Raw genomic sequence first — 14,302 nt, forward strand, 5'->3', positions numbered from 1 at the left:
AGATATTTCTTTATTGTAAAATCAGATAAATATCTCTAAAAATTATCAAAATTATGACAAAAAGCATTAGTTGTTCAGATGCAGGCAAAGATTGTGGATGGTCAGCATCAGCAGATACTGAAGAAGAATTGATGACAAAAGTTACAGAGCATGTATTAGCAGAACATAAAGAGGTTGAACTTAATGCAGAGAGTATCTCCAGTATCAAATCTCTAATTAAAGAAACTAGCTGACACGACTATACAAGACTAGACAGTTTTCAAATTTTTTTAAGAAAATGAACAATTGATTAGTAATTTCTTTTATCTAATTATTCTATTATAATTCATGTTTACACAAGAAGACAATAAATTTATTGAAAAATTAGCCAAATGGGCCGAATTGATTGGAGTGAATTTAGACAGGGATCTAGAACAAGTCTAAATCTGACTAGTTGCAAGTCCCATCGCTTCTCCGAAATAATATCCAGATAAAATGGTTCCAGTAGACCAAATGCAAGAGCCTGCAAAGGTATACAAAAAAAACTTTGGAATGTTCATTTTCAGCAGACCCGCAGGAACTGAAATCATTTCACGCATTACAGGAACCATTCTCCCAAAGAAAACTGCCTTATCACCATATTTTTCAAACCAATCTTCAACACGTATTAATTTTTTTTCAGATATTTTGAAATATTTTAGATAACGTAGTAAAACAACTCTCCCAAGTTTTAGAGCAATAAAGTAAATAGATGAAGTGCCAATAGTAGCACCAATAGCACCTAAAAGTATCATAGGAATTACACCAACTAGTGGAATTCCTTGTTGAGATGCCAAGAATCCTGCTGTTGGAAAAACAACTAAAGTTGGAATTGGAGGAACCAAAGTTTCGATTAAAGATGCTAAAAATATTCCTTGATAGAGATGATCTCCAAGAAAATCAGTAATAAATACAAGAAACGAATCAAATGGTTCCATTTGATTCTCAAAATAAAATCGTACTAAATTACTTTACGAGTAAATGATTAAATTAGAAATTATTTTATGACTAGAAATTTAGAGAAAAATATGCCACGAGTTTCACATTTTGATATTCCATCTGACAATCCAGAGAGAGCCCAGAAATTCTATAAAGAAGTTTTTAATTGGAAATTTGAAAAATGGGATGGGCCAATGGATTATTGGATGATCAATACAGGTTCTGAAGAAGAGCCAGGAATTAATGGAGGGTTGTCAAAGAGAATCCCAGGTCAAATTGGCATAACAAATACAATTACAGTTCCATCAATTGATGAATTTTCAAAGAAAATTATTGATAAAGGAGGACAAATAATTGTGCCAAAAATGGCAATTCCAAAAGTTGGATGGTTTTCACAATGTACAGATACTGAAATGAATACATTTGGAATTATTGAAATGGATTCTAAAGCAGAATAATATCAACTAGATTAATAATTAGAAAGAAATCAAAACAAACAATTGAGTTACAAGTTTTTAGATCATGCAACAGATGCAATAATTGAAGTAAAAGCAAAAGATCTTCATGAAGCATTTTCAGTTACAGCAGATGCTGTAATCAACTTGACACTTGATCAAGATAAAGTGGAAGAAAAAGAAGAGAAAAAATTTTCTGCTCAGGGAAAAGACTTGAGATATTTGCTGTTTAGTTGGCTAGAAGAGATTCCTTTCTTGCTAATTACAGAGGGGTTTGCAATTAAAAAAATAGAATTTGACATCATTCAAGATCAAGATTACAGGATAAATGCAATTGCATATGGCGAACCACTTGATTTTAAAAAACACAATTTCAAAGTGGAAATTAAAGCTCCAACATTTTACGATATGGAAATCAAGCAAAATGGAGGAGTTTTTATGAGATTTCTGCTTGATTTGTAATTTTTGTAAATATTTCTTTGCAATTCTTTAGAAGAAATTATACGTGTTTTTTAAAAGGCTCAAAAACTAAGGAATTTTGTTGAGCACAAAATTAGGAATATTTGCAGTATTTTCATTATCTTTACTAATGTTAACGCCTGCTTATGCAAGCATCACTTCATTATCATTAGACAAGAGTTTTTTCACTAATGATGAGTTCTTTAGTTTTAGTGGAGAACAAGAAGGAAAGGAGATTGTATATGTGATAATACGTGGTCCTAATGGAGACTTTAAAGGAATGTTATCCGATGCCCAACCAGAACAAGGTAAATTTTCCGTTATACCCAGACCAGTAGAAAATTTCTTTCCAATTCAAGGTATCTATAATGCAACAGCATTTACATATTCTGAAAAGGAAGTTAATGGAACTACAATAAAAATTGAATATGATGGAAAGAAAATTTTTGAGATTCCAGATTTTGTTTTGGAATTAAAACCTATTCCAGATAAAGAAGTTGATGAATTGAAAACAGTATCATTTACTGTTGAAATAACTGACAGTTCTGTTGAAGATGAAGTGTATAGTTTAGGATCAGGTGCTCCTAAAGATGCAACAATTAATTCCAGTACAGGTAAATTTACATGGACCCCATCAGGATCTCATGGAAATAATCCAGGAGCAGAATATACTTTTGATATTGTTGTAACAAAAGGCAGTCAAACTGATAGAGAGACAATCACAATTACGGTAAATGAAGTTGATGCAAAAAATCCAGAACCTGAACCAGAAGATAAAACAGAAACAAAACAAACAACATCAGAACCTAAAGAATTAGAAATTCCAGCACCATTTGTGGATGAAACAAAAGATCCTCAAAGTTATGTAGATAGATACAATGAAGAAGCAGGTTACAAAAAGTGGTTTGATGACAATTATCCTGAATATGCTTCAATTTATCAAGCTGTAGGGCTGGAAGAGCCTTTAGAAATTCCAGCACCATTTGTGGATGAAACAAAAGATCCTCAAAGTTATGTAGATAGATACAATGAAGAAGCAGGTTACAAAAAGTGGTTTGATGACAATTATCCTGAATATGCTTCAATTTATCAAGCTGTAGGGCTGGAAGAGCCAAAAATGTTAGCACCATTTGTGGATCCAAATCTTGATCCACAATACTATGTGGACAGATACAATAATGAAATTACATACAAGGACTGGTTTGATAAAACATATCCTGAAATGACAATTTATGAAGCAGTAGGATTAGAAGAGCCGGAAGTTATAGAGCCAGAGTTTGGAGAATGTGGTGAAGGAACAAAATTAGTAGATGGAAAATGTACAGTTATTCCATCAAAAAGTAAAGGTGGAGGTTGCTTAATTGCAACTGCAGCATATGGCTCTGAGATGGCACCACAAGTTCAATTTCTAAGAGAAATTCGTGATAATCAATTAATGAATACTAGTTCAGGAACATCATTTATGACAGGATTCAATCAAGTTTACTATTCATTCTCACCATACATTGCAGACATGCAAAGAGAAAATCCAATGTTCAAAGAAATGGTAAAGATCGGAATTACACCATTGTTATCATCTTTATCAATTATGGAATATGCTGAATCAGAATCAGAAGTTCTTGGATATGGAATTGGCGTGATATTGATAAACATTGGAATGTATTTTGCAATACCAGCAATGTTGTTTTTTGGAATAAGAAAAGTAAGACGAGTTAGGTTTTAATCATAATACTTTTTGATAAATAACATGGGAAAATTAAGTAGAAATCTTCGGATTTGCGGAGATTGTGGAATTGCATACACATCTGTTAGTTTTACAAAATATATCGATCAATGTCCAATTTGTAAATCAAGAAGATTTGAAGCAATTCCAGTAAAATCTGCTGATGAATAATTTTTCAATATAGATTTTTTAGTAGAATAGATTTTGATATCATATTGTCCGAAGACCCAGAAATTGAAAAAATCAAGCAGAGAAAATTAGAAGAAATGCTAAAACAACAAAACCAGCCTAAAGTTGAGCCTGGAATTATTGATTTGAATGACTCAAATTTTGAGCAGACTGTTTTGGCTGAAAATCCAACCTTGGTTGATTTTTGGGCAGATTGGTGTGGACCATGTAAAATGATGCATCCAGTATTTGAGAGTCTATCAAAAAAATATCCCAAAATAAAATTTGCAAGAGTTAATGTAGATAATAATCAAAATATTGCAATGAAATTTGCGGTACAATCTATTCCAACATTTATTATGTTCAAATCAGGACAAATTGTCGATAAGATGATGGGGGCAGTAGGTGCTCCCGGAATCAATATGATTTGCCAGAAACATTCGCAAGAAAATTAGTAAGCATAAGCTGGTTCTTTTTTTCTTTGAATTTCTACTATTTCATTTAGTACTTCCTGTTCTTCAGTACTTAGTTTATGCATGAATTTGTTGAGGAGCTGTTTTGCTTCATGAGATGGAGGGAATGTGTAAAATACTTCTTCTTCAAAAATTTGTCTTCCAATAGTTATATCCTGAACCGAACAAGCAACTTCATCACCTGCTTTAGCTGAAGTTACTGTCTTTTTATCATGTTGAAGTTGGTGTATATTTCCAATTTTACGTCCATCAGAATTCATAAATGGAATTTTATGTTTTAAGGTTCCAACATCTATTCTAATTCCAAAAACTGCAGGATTATTATTTCTAAATACCATTCCTTTGAGAAAAGTAAATTTAGAGACAGGAGTTAATTCAGAAAATATTGCGTCTTCTTCATGGGCAGTATCTTCTTCAACCCAAGCATTGTAATTATCAATTAAACTATAGATTACTTTGTCTTCAAAGACTTTGATATGGCTAAGTTCTGATTCTTCTTTTGCATCAGGTAAAACTTTAACATTAAATGCCAAAACAATTCCCAAATGTCTGTCTTTTTCTTTTATTGCCTTTGCTTCAATTACATCACGTCTATTTACAGGACCAATATCGGCTTTGGCTACAGGTACTTGGGAGCGTCTAAGCATCTCAACTATGGCTTCAAGTGAACCAATAGTATCACATTTTAGAATAATTCCATTAGTTTCAGTATCTACAAACATGGATTTCATTTCAGATTCTATGAGATTGGTGTATTTTGTAATCTCATCATCATTTCTTGCAACATAGAGTGTACTTCCTGGAAGAACACCTTCGAGTTCGGGTGAGGCAATCTTTAGTCCAGCTGCCGCATCTACCTGAGGAGTTGGTTTAAACTTGTCACGAGGATCACGCATCTCATCAAGGGCTTTTGGCAGTAACAATGCTTTTGGTTTTGTTACAATTACACCATCACGTTTTGCAACAACAATACTGTCTTCCTTTTTGATAGAACCATCAATTAAGATAATATTTGCAGTTTGTCCCAATCCAACTTCATCTTTTACCTCTAAAACAATTCCTCGTGGATCTTTTTCTTCTTGATTCAGTCTTTTTTGTAGATATTGTTGAGTCAACCCTACTAAAACACTAAGAAGTTCAGGAATTCCAACGCCAGAACGAGCAGAGATTGGAACAATTGCAATTTCAGATTTAAAGTCCTTTACACGATAAAATGCCTCAGACTGATATCCCAAAACAGAAAGTGTTCCTACAACATCATAGATTTTTTGATCAAGATCAGATTGAATGGACGCATCTTGTTCTTTAATTGCTTGTGAAATAAAAGTAGTGTCAGATTTTCTCCATCCAGAAATTTGATCACATTTGTTTAAAGCTACAACAAATGGTACTTTTCTACTCTGTAAAATTTTGAGACTTTCGTTTGTTTGTGGTTGAAATCCACGATTAACATCAACAACCAAAATTGCAATATCAGCAGCAGAACCTCCACGAGATCTAAGATTTGTAAATACTTCGTGTCCAGGAGTATCAATAACTAAAATTCCAGGAACTTTGTTTTCTGATTGTTCAAGTTTCTTGTATAATGGACCACAAGTTTCTTTGATTGTTTCGGTGGGTAAAAAACTTGCACCAATGTGTTGTGTGATTCCTCCAGCTTCTCTACCTTGAACACCAGTTCCACGAATTCTATCTAAAAGTGATGTTTTACCAGAGTCTACGTGACCAAGAACTGCCACTATGGGCTGACGAATTTGCAAATCAGATCACTCAAATGCTACCCTCGATTCGTGATCAAAACTTTCTTGTGAATCTGATGCATGAATAATATTTTCACTGAATCCTAATCCAAAGTCACCTCTAATAGAACCAGGTGCGGCTTCAAAAGATTTTGTTGCGCCAATCATTATTCTAGTAGTTGCAATTGCATTATTACCTTCAATAATTGCAGCAACCACAGGTCCTGATGTGATAAATGATGTTAGTTCACCAAAGAATGGTTTGTCTTTATGAACACCATAGAAGTTTTCTGCTTGTTCTTGAGTAAATGTAAACATCTTTAATTTCAAAATTTTGAATCCTTTTCTTTCAAATCTAGAGATAACTTCACCAACTAGATTTCTAGCGACTGCATCTGGCTTTACAATAAATAATGATTTTTCAGTCAATTCTACTTCTTTCTAATTCCGCCTTTAACGTATTTTTTTGTCCACTTGAATTTTCTTGGATCACGTTTAAGATCTAGTGCATTTTTTTTGCATTTTGCTGAACAAAACCACAATACGGTTCCATCATTTTTTGCAAGCATTGTACCAGAACCTTTCGCAACTGGTCTGTTACAGAAATTACATGGTTTAACTAAAAGACTCATTCAATTCACCTATTTGATCTTCTTTGCTTCTCTCTCAGTTTCTCGTAGCATTAGAATTTCTCCTAATCTAACAGAACCTTTGACGTTTCTAGTAAGAATTCTACCTTTATCTTTTCCAGTAAGAACTTTAACTCTAACTTGAATTACTTCACCGGCAATACCAGTTCGTCCAACAATTTGAATAATTTCAGAGTGAACTACTTCATCAGTTGTAGCGCTCATTGATCAGTCTTTCCACCTTTAATTTTAGCAATTGATGAGACAACTTGGTCTACAATGTGTTGTGCGTCACCAGCATCCAAAATTGCTGCAGCGGCAGAAGTAATGTCAATACCTAATGATTTGCCTAATTCTTGTTTGCTTGGAACAAATGCAAATGCTGCTCCTTGTTCTTCACAGAGAATTGGAAGATGTGCAACTACCTCAGGAGGTTCTACATCTTCAGCAATGACAATTAATTTGCTAGTACCACGTTCGATTGCCTTAGTTGCTTCGTTAGTTCCTTTCTTGACTTTACCACTGGTAGATGCAACTCTAACAGCCTCCAAGATTGGATTTACGAGGTCCTCTGGCGTCTCAAATTTAACATAATATGCTTTTCCCATACTTCGTCACCCTTAGGGTTCATTCTCCATTCTCATCATCGTTACGTTTGGTTTTAAAAGTGTTATCTGGAAATGATTGTCTTAACTTTTTGGAGATATTCAGACATTAAATCGTCTAATTTTTCTTGACTTTGAGCTTCAGCATATATTCTAACAATTGGTTCTGTTCCACTAGGTCGGATCATCACCCAATTTCTGGAATCTATATTGATCTTGATGCCATCAGAGGTATCAGAATTTGGGAATTCATCTTTTAGAGATGAGATTAGTTTTGGTACATTTTCAGGGGAACAAGATACCTTGTCTTTCGTAGTAAAAGATGGAGGGAGATTAGATATTTCATCAAATAGAGAATTAGGAGATGCAGCGAGTAGATCAAGCATTAATGCCAAAGTCATACAACCATCCCGAACTTGATTATGTTTTCCAAACATAAACCCACCATTTTCTTCAAATCCAATTATTGCATTAGTAGGAACCATTTTTCTTGAGACTTCAACACTTCCAACTTTTGTACGAATTACTTTAGAACCAAATTGTTCTGCTAAAACTTCAATATTAGAACCAGAATTCAAACAAGTAACAACTAATGAGTTTGGATTGTTTGTTAAGATGTGTTTAGTTAACAAGAGTGCAGATTTATCACCAGTTAAAATATTTCCTTGGTTATCACAGAAAATACTTCGATCACCATCACCATCAAATGCTATTCCTAGATCAGCATTGTTTTGAATTACAGTTTTTGACAGTTCTGAAAGATTTTGAGGAGTTGGTTCTGAACCACGTCCTGGAAATGTACCATCAATATTTTCATTTACAAGAAAAGTTTCACAGTTAATCAAGTTACAAAAAGCAGGTGCTGATACTGCCTGAGCACCGTTCCCAAGATCTAAAACAACTTTGAAATGTTTTGATTCTATTAGTTTAGAATTAACTTGAGAGACAATTCCATTTAGATAAACATCAATTGCACGCTCTTCTTTTTTTGTAGTTCCATAATTTTTAGAATTTTTAATCCAGTTTTTTTGAAGGTAGATATCTTCAATAGATAATTCATCTTCACGAGAGATTTCCACTCCATCACATGCAGCAGGTTTGATTCCATTGTATTGTGGAGGATTATGAGAAGCAGTAATCATAATACCGCCCGAATATCCCAATTTCTTTACTGCAAATTCAAGACAAGGTGTTGGAACAATTCCTGCAACATTGCAATCAATACCTATAGAGTTAAGAGTAGAAGTTACAACTTTACAAATTGTAGGACTAGAATCTCGACCATCATACCCTATCAATATAGGTCCTTTTTGAAAAAAAGTTCCAATTGCCAAAGTCATATCATGAATAAATTCTAAAGTAAAATCTTCATCAAAGACACCACGAATTCCATTTGTACCAAAAAATTTTGCCATGGTGTTATTCAATAATAGATAAATTTGTGTTTAATGGCAAGTCCGTTGCGGGAGTCGCCCAGCCTGGTCAAAGGCGTAGGGCTTAGGACCCTATCTCTTAGGAGTTCGTGGGTTCAAATCCCACCTCCCGCACCACATTAATTTCTGTGAATGATTAATAATGAGAAAATCTTCAACAAACAAAGTCATGAAAAAAACTGTGGTTGGAATAACAGTTGTTGGTAAGGACAGAGAAGGAATTGTAGCTTCATTTACAAATTTTGCATTCTCAAAAGGTGGAAACATTGAGAAAGTAAATCAAAATGTAATCAAAGGTCTTTTTGGAATGTATTTGGAAGTTTCTTTTGCAAAAGCAGTTAATGTAAAAAAATTTGATTCAGAGATTCAGACTTTAGCTAAAAAAGAAAAGATGGATGTAAGTACCCATCATGAAACAAATTCTCAAAAGAATATTGCAGTTTTTGTAACAAAAGAACCACTATGTCTACAAACAATTCTGTCAAAATCAAAATCACTCAAAGGAAAAATTTTAGTAATTATAGGTACTGAAAAGACACTCGAACCACTAGCAAAGAAAGCAAAGATCCCATTTGTTGCAGTTGAAGAAAAAAATCAACAAAAAGCAGAAGAGGAAATTATTCAGATTTGTAAAAAATACAATATTGACTTGATCTCACTTGCAAGATACATGAGAATTCTCAGTCCTAACTTTGTTTGGAGATATCCAAATAGAATTATCAATATTCATCCATCATTGTTGCCTGCATTTCCCGGTGCACTAGCATATGCACAAGCTTATGAAAGGGGAACAAAGATTGTTGGAGTTACTTCACATTACGTAACAGAAAACTTAGATCAAGGACCTATAATTTTTCAAGATTCTTTTAAAGTGGATCCAAACGATACGCTTGAGAAAATAAAATCAAAGGGACAGAAATTAGAGGCAGATACATTGTTCAAAGCAATGAAGATGCACCTAGAAAACAAACTAGATGTTCGTTGGAGAAAGGTTCACATCAAATCAAAGTGAATCAAATGGTAGAAATAAAAGCACAGTTTGATCCCAATCTCAGAAATTCTATTAAAAGAAAAAAACAAGTTGCAGTCATTCCAATAGGCTCAATAGAGCAACACGGACCACATCTTCCCATCTCAACGGATACAGATATTGTAACAGCAGTAGCAAAAGAAATTTGTGAAAAAAATGGTTACCTCTTGCTTCCAACTTTATCCTATGGGGTGTCATTTGAACATGCACCATTTTTTAATTTAAGTATCAAGAAGACTACCTTACAGACTGTTTTAATTGACATATGCGCTTCTCTTTTAGAAAATAATATCAAAACGGTTTTCATAATTAATGGCCATCATGGGAATCAAAATTCAATAAAAAACATTGATGGAAAGATGAAAAAAATATCAAAAAACAAACTTAAGGTATTCCCATTTTCTTACTGGCATTTTATGGGAAGGGATTTTGATCATGCAGGATTTGTTGAAACATCACTGATGTTAGCAATTTCAAAAAATGTCAAAATGAAATCAGCTAGAAAAGGCCTCATAACAGAAAAAATGACAAAACAAGAAATCAAGAGTCTTGGAAAATTAGCAAACAAATCATTTCCAAAAGCAACTAAAAACGGTGTTTGGGGAGATCCTACAAAAGCTACAAAAAGAGATGGAAGGTTGATTTTAGCTGAAATCGTCAGAAATCTTGGAAAAAAGTGTCAAACTTGCCTTACTGGGCATAGCTCATAGTTTCACCAATGAAATTTTAATATAATCCCTCGATATCAAAGCCAATAAGTGAAATAGATGTCCGTTGATATGGCAGTAAAAGTATTGGATGAGAGTATCAATCAAGTTGTATTGATAAAACTCAAAGGAAACAAAACCATTAGAGGTAATTTACTTGGTTTTGATCAACACATGAACCTGCTACTCGATTCTTCAGAGGAGATTCCCTCTGAAGGCGATTCAAAAAGCCTTGGAACCATTGTAGTTAGAGGAGACAATGTAGTTATGATTTCTCCTCCACCAGCACAAAATTAGGTGATATGGAATGGTAAAAGGCACAACTTCTATGGGTGGTTTTACAAAGAAGAAAGTACACATCAGATGCAGAAGATGTGGAAAGAACTCACTTCACAAACGTCATCACCAATGTGCAAGTTGTGGATTCCCAGAGGCCAAAAGAAGAAAATATTCTTGGATTAAATGGTATACATAGATGCAAGAAATTGCCCTTATTCTTAGTTCATTAGCAGGTGTTGCTACAGCTGCTGCTGTACGAAAAATGCCAAGAGACAAAAATCAATTATTAAGCCTTGGTGCCAGCTCACACATCAAAAGTCAGATCAGTTCATTAAAAATTGAAAAGGATATTCTAACAAAAACAATTTCAAGATTATACCAAGCAGATTCAGAATTTTCAAAAATTCAAAAAGACAAGTTGTTACTAAAATATCAACATCAGCTTGGAATTGTTTTAGCAAAGTTAGAAAAACTTGAACAAGCAAGTAAGCATCCAGACTTAGGTCCAGTTGGAGACGGGTTAATTACCTTAATGGATCAAAAGTTATCAAAACTAGATGATAGATTGTATGAATTATCATCAAAGATGATTACCGCAAAAGTTGAAACACCAAAGGTAAAAGAATCAGAAGTTAAGAAAGAAGTAAAACAATCTGTAAATTCATTTAAGAACACATTTAATTTTGAAAAACCAAAAGAAGCAAAAACAGAACCAGTAACAATTCCTGCCACAAAATCACGACAATCATTTGAATTAACCACATTAACAAATATTTCAAGAAAAGAACCAAAATTCCCATTATTTGAAAAAGAAGAAAAACACATCCCAAAACCAATGCCACAACCAAAAATAATTCAAACAGAATTAATCAAGCCAAAAGAAGAGATTGTAAATGAGATTGTTCAGCCAAAACCAATAGTTGAAGACAAAATTGAGATTATTCAAGAAGTTACAGCAAAGCCTGAGCCTAAATTAGAAACAAAACCAGACATTAACAAAGAAGTTTCCAAAATCACAGAACATAAAGCACTTCCAGAACCAGAAACCCAAAAACCAGAACCAACATCAGCAGATGATGTTGATGATGACATTGATGATTTAGATAAAATCAAAGGTGACATTATGAAAGTTCTATCAAAGCTTGACCAAGCAGAGGTAGAGTAATTGTCTTACGATGATGCCATTACGGCATTATCAAATAATGCATTAAAATTTGTAAAAGATGATTATGTTATTGGTTTAGGTAGTGGTAGAGCAGCTACTGCACTTGTAAAATCACTTGGAAAATTGATCAAATTAAAGAAATACAATATCAAAGGAGTTCCAACATCATTACAAATCAAACTCACTGCAGAAAAAGTTGGAATTCCATTGATAGAAGCTGATCAGGTAAACCATATTGATGTAGTATTTGATGGTGCAGATCAAATAGATTCTCAAAAATTTGTGATCAAAGGTGGCGGAGGAGCTTTGTTAAGAGAAAATATTTTGTTTAGCATTGCGAAAAAAGTTGTAATAATGGCAGACAAGACAAAATTTGTGAAAAACTTTACAAGAACAGTCCCAGTGGAAGTACATCCACTTGCTAGAAATTCAGTAGCAAATTCAATCAAAAAATTAGGAGGAAAATCACAATTACGTTCACTGGATAGAGGTTATCCATTTTTTACAGAAAATGGAAATATCATACTAGATTGTGATTTCGGTACAATAAAAAATCCAAAATCATTAACACAAAAAATCAAAGGAACCACAGGCGTTTTAGAGTCAGGAATTTTCCTTAGAAAACCAGATGTGATCTATAGAGCAAAAACTGGTGGAAAGTTCGATATTTTATAGATGAAATTCTTAAATCTAAAAATCACATACATTATGCCTGAAAACAAGCAAGGATCTCAGAAACGATTTCTAAGATACAAATTGAAAACGATCTTCTTTGTATCCTTCCTGTAATTTTCCTTCTATTGGAATTTTATTTCCACAGAACTTGCAACAATTGTTTTTATCAAGATTCCATTCCCGGATACTGAATCCATAGCGGTTTACAACAATTTTATTACATTCAGAACAATACGTATGTTCCCACTTATGACCAGGAACATTTCCTAAATACACATACTTTAACCCAACCTCTTTTGCAATATGATAATGTTTTTCTAATGTTTGAATAGGAGTGCTCGGATAATCCATCATCTTATAATCTGGATGAAATCGTAGAAAATGTATTGGCATTTCTGGTCCAAACTCATCTAGAATAAACTTTGAAAGTTTTTTTGCATGTTCTAAATCATCTCCAACCTTTGGAACAATTAAATCAGTAATTTCAATATGAATATTGGTTTTATCTCGAATTTCTAACAAAGTATCAAATATTGGTTGAGGATCAGGAACCCCAATAAATTTTCGTGTAAATTCTTTTTCGGCACTTCCTTTGAAATCAACAGTTATTCCATCAAGGAATTGATTCATCATTGAAACGGATTCAGGCGTATCATATCCATTTGAAACAAAGACATTAAACAATCCTTTTTTTCTTGCAGCAATTCCACAATCTTTTGCAAATTCTATGAAGATAGAAGGTTCATTGTAGGTATATGCAATTCCATGAGCACCATATTTTATTGCAGTGTTGACAACTTCATCAGGAGTCATATCAATTCCTTGAACTTCACGTCGTTGACTAATGTCTGAATTTTGACAATATTTGCAAAGCCAATTACATCCGGTTGTAGCAATAGAGTAAACTTTGCTTCCAGGATAATAATGAATTAGAGGTTTTTTTTCAATTGGATCAACATGCCCAGAAATTACCTTTCCATACGCATAAAGTTGTAGTTTTCCGTTTTCATTTCCACGAATCCCACATAACCCGATTTGGCCTTTGCCAATTTCGCAATATCTTGCACATGCAGTACATTTGACTTTTTCATCTGCAAGTTTTTCATATAATTCAGCTTCTTTACCAATAATTGTAGACACACTTTTTATGTTTATTTTACATATTTAACACGTATGACAAATTTCCAATTTTCAGATTCAGATGGAGTAGAATTAGTTAAGATGGCAAGAAAAGTTGTAACAGAATTTTTAAAAAATAATTCAAAAATTTCTGATTCAGAATTTGATTCAAAATTTAATTTTAGTTCAGGGGTTTTTGTCACACTAAACAAAGAAGACGATTTAAGGGGATGTATAGGATTTCCAACTCCAATAAAGAAATTATCTGAGGGGTTAGTTGACGCTGCAATTTCAGCTGCTACAAGAGATCCAAGATTTAATCCAGTAACTACTGACGAATTAAATAAAATAACATTTGAAGTAACTGTTTTGACACCTCCTAAGGAAATTAAAGTAAAAGAATATTCAGAGTATTTATCACAAATCAAAGTTGGAAGAGATGGGTTGATTGTAGAAAATAATTTTTCTTCAGGACTATTATTACCTCAAGTTCCTACAGAATATGGATGGAGCGAGGAAGAATTTTTAGAACATACATGTCAAAAAGCAGGATTAAGAAAAGATGCATGGAAGGAAAAATCAACAATCGTTTCAAAATTTCAAGGAGTAATTTTCAAAGAAAACAAACCCAACGGAAATATTATCAGAGAATCATCTAATGATCTTTTATAAAATAATGTCTAAGA

At 33.3% G+C, this 14,302-nt stretch carries 21 protein-coding genes and 1 tRNA gene; 14 read left to right on the forward strand and 8 right to left on the reverse strand.

Features of this window, described 5'->3' with window-relative positions; all coding sequences use genetic code 11:
- Positions 1-53: 53 nt before the first annotated feature.
- Positions 54-233 (forward strand): DUF1059 domain-containing protein, encoded by a 180-nt coding sequence (locus Nisw_RS03770; protein WP_141976639.1) that lies wholly within the window; start codon positions 54-56, stop codon positions 231-233.
- A gap of 186 nt (positions 234-419) precedes the next feature.
- Here Nisw_RS03770 and Nisw_RS03775 read toward each other — a convergent pair whose 3' ends face one another.
- Positions 420-956, reverse strand: coding sequence for a DedA family protein (locus tag Nisw_RS03775; protein ID WP_141976641.1), 537 nt, complete (start codon positions 954-956; stop codon positions 420-422).
- A 90-nt stretch (positions 957-1,046) separates the two neighbouring features.
- Here Nisw_RS03775 and Nisw_RS03780 point away from each other — a divergent pair, with 90 nt between their 5' ends.
- From Nisw_RS03780 to trxA, 5 genes are all read left to right on the forward strand, one after another.
- On the forward strand, positions 1,047-1,415 hold the full coding sequence (locus tag Nisw_RS03780; RefSeq protein WP_141976643.1) for a VOC family protein: 369 nt from the start codon (positions 1,047-1,049) through the stop codon (positions 1,413-1,415).
- Positions 1,416-1,457: 42 nt separating this feature from the next.
- Complete coding sequence (locus Nisw_RS03785; protein WP_141976655.1) at positions 1,458-1,874, forward strand: archease; 417 nt, start codon at positions 1,458-1,460, stop codon at positions 1,872-1,874.
- A 79-nt stretch (positions 1,875-1,953) separates the two neighbouring features.
- The gene (locus Nisw_RS03790; RefSeq protein WP_141976657.1) at positions 1,954-3,594 is read left to right on the forward strand and encodes an Ig domain-containing protein; all 1,641 of its coding nucleotides are present in this window, start codon (positions 1,954-1,956) and stop codon (positions 3,592-3,594) included.
- Positions 3,595-3,618: 24 nt separating this feature from the next.
- Positions 3,619-3,765, forward strand: a complete 147-nt coding sequence (locus Nisw_RS09130) for a hypothetical protein (RefSeq protein WP_182126384.1) — start codon at positions 3,619-3,621, stop codon at positions 3,763-3,765.
- Positions 3,766-3,809: 44 nt separating this feature from the next.
- Complete coding sequence (trxA, locus tag Nisw_RS03795; protein WP_141976659.1) at positions 3,810-4,217, forward strand: thioredoxin; 408 nt, start codon at positions 3,810-3,812, stop codon at positions 4,215-4,217.
- Here trxA and infB read toward each other — a convergent pair.
- From infB to glmM, 6 genes are all read right to left on the reverse strand, one after another.
- Positions 4,214-5,974 carry a translation initiation factor IF-2 gene (infB, locus tag Nisw_RS03800; protein ID WP_370510674.1) on the reverse strand — a complete coding sequence of 587 codons (1,761 nt, stop codon included), beginning with the start codon at positions 5,972-5,974 and terminating at the stop codon, positions 4,214-4,216. The two genes, trxA and infB, sit on opposite strands and share 4 nt — an antisense overlap.
- A gap of 27 nt (positions 5,975-6,001) precedes the next feature.
- Entirely contained in the window at positions 6,002-6,403 is a 402-nt protein-coding gene (gene ndk / locus Nisw_RS03805) for a nucleoside-diphosphate kinase (protein ID WP_012214611.1), read from the reverse strand.
- Positions 6,404-6,405: 2 nt separating this feature from the next.
- Positions 6,406-6,606: a 50S ribosomal protein L24e gene (locus Nisw_RS03810; protein ID WP_141976663.1), complete on the reverse strand. Its 201-nt coding sequence runs from the start codon at positions 6,604-6,606 to the stop codon at positions 6,406-6,408.
- A gap of 9 nt (positions 6,607-6,615) precedes the next feature.
- On the reverse strand, positions 6,616-6,828 hold the full coding sequence (locus tag Nisw_RS03815; protein ID WP_012214609.1) for a 30S ribosomal protein S28e: 213 nt from the start codon (positions 6,826-6,828) through the stop codon (positions 6,616-6,618).
- Positions 6,825-7,211 carry a 50S ribosomal protein L7Ae gene (gene rpl7ae, locus Nisw_RS03820; RefSeq protein ID WP_012214608.1) on the reverse strand — a complete coding sequence of 129 codons (387 nt, stop codon included), beginning with the start codon at positions 7,209-7,211 and terminating at the stop codon, positions 6,825-6,827. Before rpl7ae ends, Nisw_RS03815 begins: the two co-directional genes overlap by 4 nt.
- A 62-nt stretch (positions 7,212-7,273) precedes the next feature.
- Positions 7,274-8,623 (reverse strand): phosphoglucosamine mutase, encoded by a 1,350-nt coding sequence (gene glmM, locus Nisw_RS03825; RefSeq protein ID WP_141976665.1) that lies wholly within the window; start codon positions 8,621-8,623, stop codon positions 7,274-7,276.
- Between the two features lie 47 nt (positions 8,624-8,670).
- Here glmM and Nisw_RS03830 point away from each other — a divergent pair.
- The 7 genes from Nisw_RS03830 (at position 8,671) to rpiA (ending at position 12,497) form a co-directional block, all read left to right on the forward strand.
- Positions 8,671-8,758, forward strand: a tRNA-Leu gene (locus tag Nisw_RS03830).
- Between the two features lie 52 nt (positions 8,759-8,810).
- On the forward strand, positions 8,811-9,653 hold the full coding sequence (locus Nisw_RS03835) for a formyltetrahydrofolate deformylase (protein ID WP_141978486.1): 843 nt from the start codon (positions 8,811-8,813) through the stop codon (positions 9,651-9,653).
- A 5-nt stretch (positions 9,654-9,658) separates the two neighbouring features.
- A complete protein-coding gene (locus Nisw_RS03840; protein WP_141976666.1) occupies positions 9,659-10,381 on the forward strand; it encodes a creatininase family protein in 723 nt (240 codons plus the stop codon).
- 57 nt (positions 10,382-10,438) lie between these two features.
- Complete coding sequence (locus Nisw_RS03845; protein ID WP_141976668.1) at positions 10,439-10,675, forward strand: LSm family protein; 237 nt, start codon at positions 10,439-10,441, stop codon at positions 10,673-10,675.
- A gap of 10 nt (positions 10,676-10,685) precedes the next feature.
- Positions 10,686-10,853: a 50S ribosomal protein L37e gene (locus Nisw_RS03850; RefSeq protein WP_012214603.1), complete on the forward strand. Its 168-nt coding sequence runs from the start codon at positions 10,686-10,688 to the stop codon at positions 10,851-10,853.
- Complete coding sequence (locus Nisw_RS03855) at positions 10,854-11,822, forward strand: hypothetical protein (RefSeq protein WP_141976670.1); 969 nt, start codon at positions 10,854-10,856, stop codon at positions 11,820-11,822.
- The gene (rpiA, locus tag Nisw_RS03860) at positions 11,823-12,497 is read left to right on the forward strand and encodes a ribose-5-phosphate isomerase RpiA (RefSeq protein ID WP_141976672.1); all 675 of its coding nucleotides are present in this window, start codon (positions 11,823-11,825) and stop codon (positions 12,495-12,497) included.
- A gap of 69 nt (positions 12,498-12,566) precedes the next feature.
- Here rpiA and amrS read toward each other — a convergent pair whose 3' ends face one another.
- Positions 12,567-13,637 carry an AmmeMemoRadiSam system radical SAM enzyme gene (gene amrS, locus Nisw_RS03865; protein WP_141976674.1) on the reverse strand — a complete coding sequence of 357 codons (1,071 nt, stop codon included), beginning with the start codon at positions 13,635-13,637 and terminating at the stop codon, positions 12,567-12,569.
- A 33-nt stretch (positions 13,638-13,670) separates the two neighbouring features.
- On the opposite strand from amrS, the gene Nisw_RS03870 reads away from it, so the two are divergent.
- Positions 13,671-14,288, forward strand: coding sequence for a TIGR00296 family protein (locus Nisw_RS03870; protein ID WP_141976676.1), 618 nt, complete (start codon positions 13,671-13,673; stop codon positions 14,286-14,288).
- Positions 14,289-14,302: the final 14 nt, after the last annotated feature.

Source organism: Candidatus Nitrosopumilus sp. SW, from assembly GCF_006740685.1.
Lineage (GTDB): Archaea > Thermoproteota > Nitrososphaeria > Nitrososphaerales > Nitrosopumilaceae > Nitrosopumilus.

What these genes read in the sequence shown, in the direction of transcription:
- Nisw_RS03770 (WP_141976639.1), top strand. Translation starts at nt 54, where the DNA reads ATGACAAAAAGCATTAGTTGTTCAGATGCAGGCAAAGATTGTGGATGG.
- Nisw_RS03775 (WP_141976641.1), bottom strand. Translation starts at nt 956, where the DNA reads ATGGAACCATTTGATTCGTTTCTTGTATTTATTACTGATTTTCTTGGA.
- Nisw_RS03780 (WP_141976643.1), top strand. Translation starts at nt 1,047, where the DNA reads ATGCCACGAGTTTCACATTTTGATATTCCATCTGACAATCCAGAGAGA.
- Nisw_RS09130 (WP_182126384.1), top strand. Translation starts at nt 3,619, where the DNA reads ATGGGAAAATTAAGTAGAAATCTTCGGATTTGCGGAGATTGTGGAATT.
- Nisw_RS03810 (WP_141976663.1), bottom strand. Translation starts at nt 6,606, where the DNA reads ATGAGTCTTTTAGTTAAACCATGTAATTTCTGTAACAGACCAGTTGCG.
- Nisw_RS03815 (WP_012214609.1), bottom strand. Translation starts at nt 6,828, where the DNA reads ATGAGCGCTACAACTGATGAAGTAGTTCACTCTGAAATTATTCAAATT.
- rpl7ae (WP_012214608.1), bottom strand. Translation starts at nt 7,211, where the DNA reads ATGGGAAAAGCATATTATGTTAAATTTGAGACGCCAGAGGACCTCGTA.
- glmM (WP_141976665.1), bottom strand. Translation starts at nt 8,623, where the DNA reads ATGGCAAAATTTTTTGGTACAAATGGAATTCGTGGTGTCTTTGATGAA.
- Nisw_RS03835 (WP_141978486.1), top strand. Translation starts at nt 8,811, where the DNA reads ATGAAAAAAACTGTGGTTGGAATAACAGTTGTTGGTAAGGACAGAGAA.
- Nisw_RS03840 (WP_141976666.1), top strand. Translation starts at nt 9,659, where the DNA reads ATGGTAGAAATAAAAGCACAGTTTGATCCCAATCTCAGAAATTCTATT.
- Nisw_RS03845 (WP_141976668.1), top strand. Translation starts at nt 10,439, where the DNA reads ATGTCCGTTGATATGGCAGTAAAAGTATTGGATGAGAGTATCAATCAA.
- Nisw_RS03850 (WP_012214603.1), top strand. Translation starts at nt 10,686, where the DNA reads ATGGTAAAAGGCACAACTTCTATGGGTGGTTTTACAAAGAAGAAAGTA.
- Nisw_RS03855 (WP_141976670.1), top strand. Translation starts at nt 10,854, where the DNA reads ATGCAAGAAATTGCCCTTATTCTTAGTTCATTAGCAGGTGTTGCTACA.
- Nisw_RS03870 (WP_141976676.1), top strand. Translation starts at nt 13,671, where the DNA reads ATGACAAATTTCCAATTTTCAGATTCAGATGGAGTAGAATTAGTTAAG.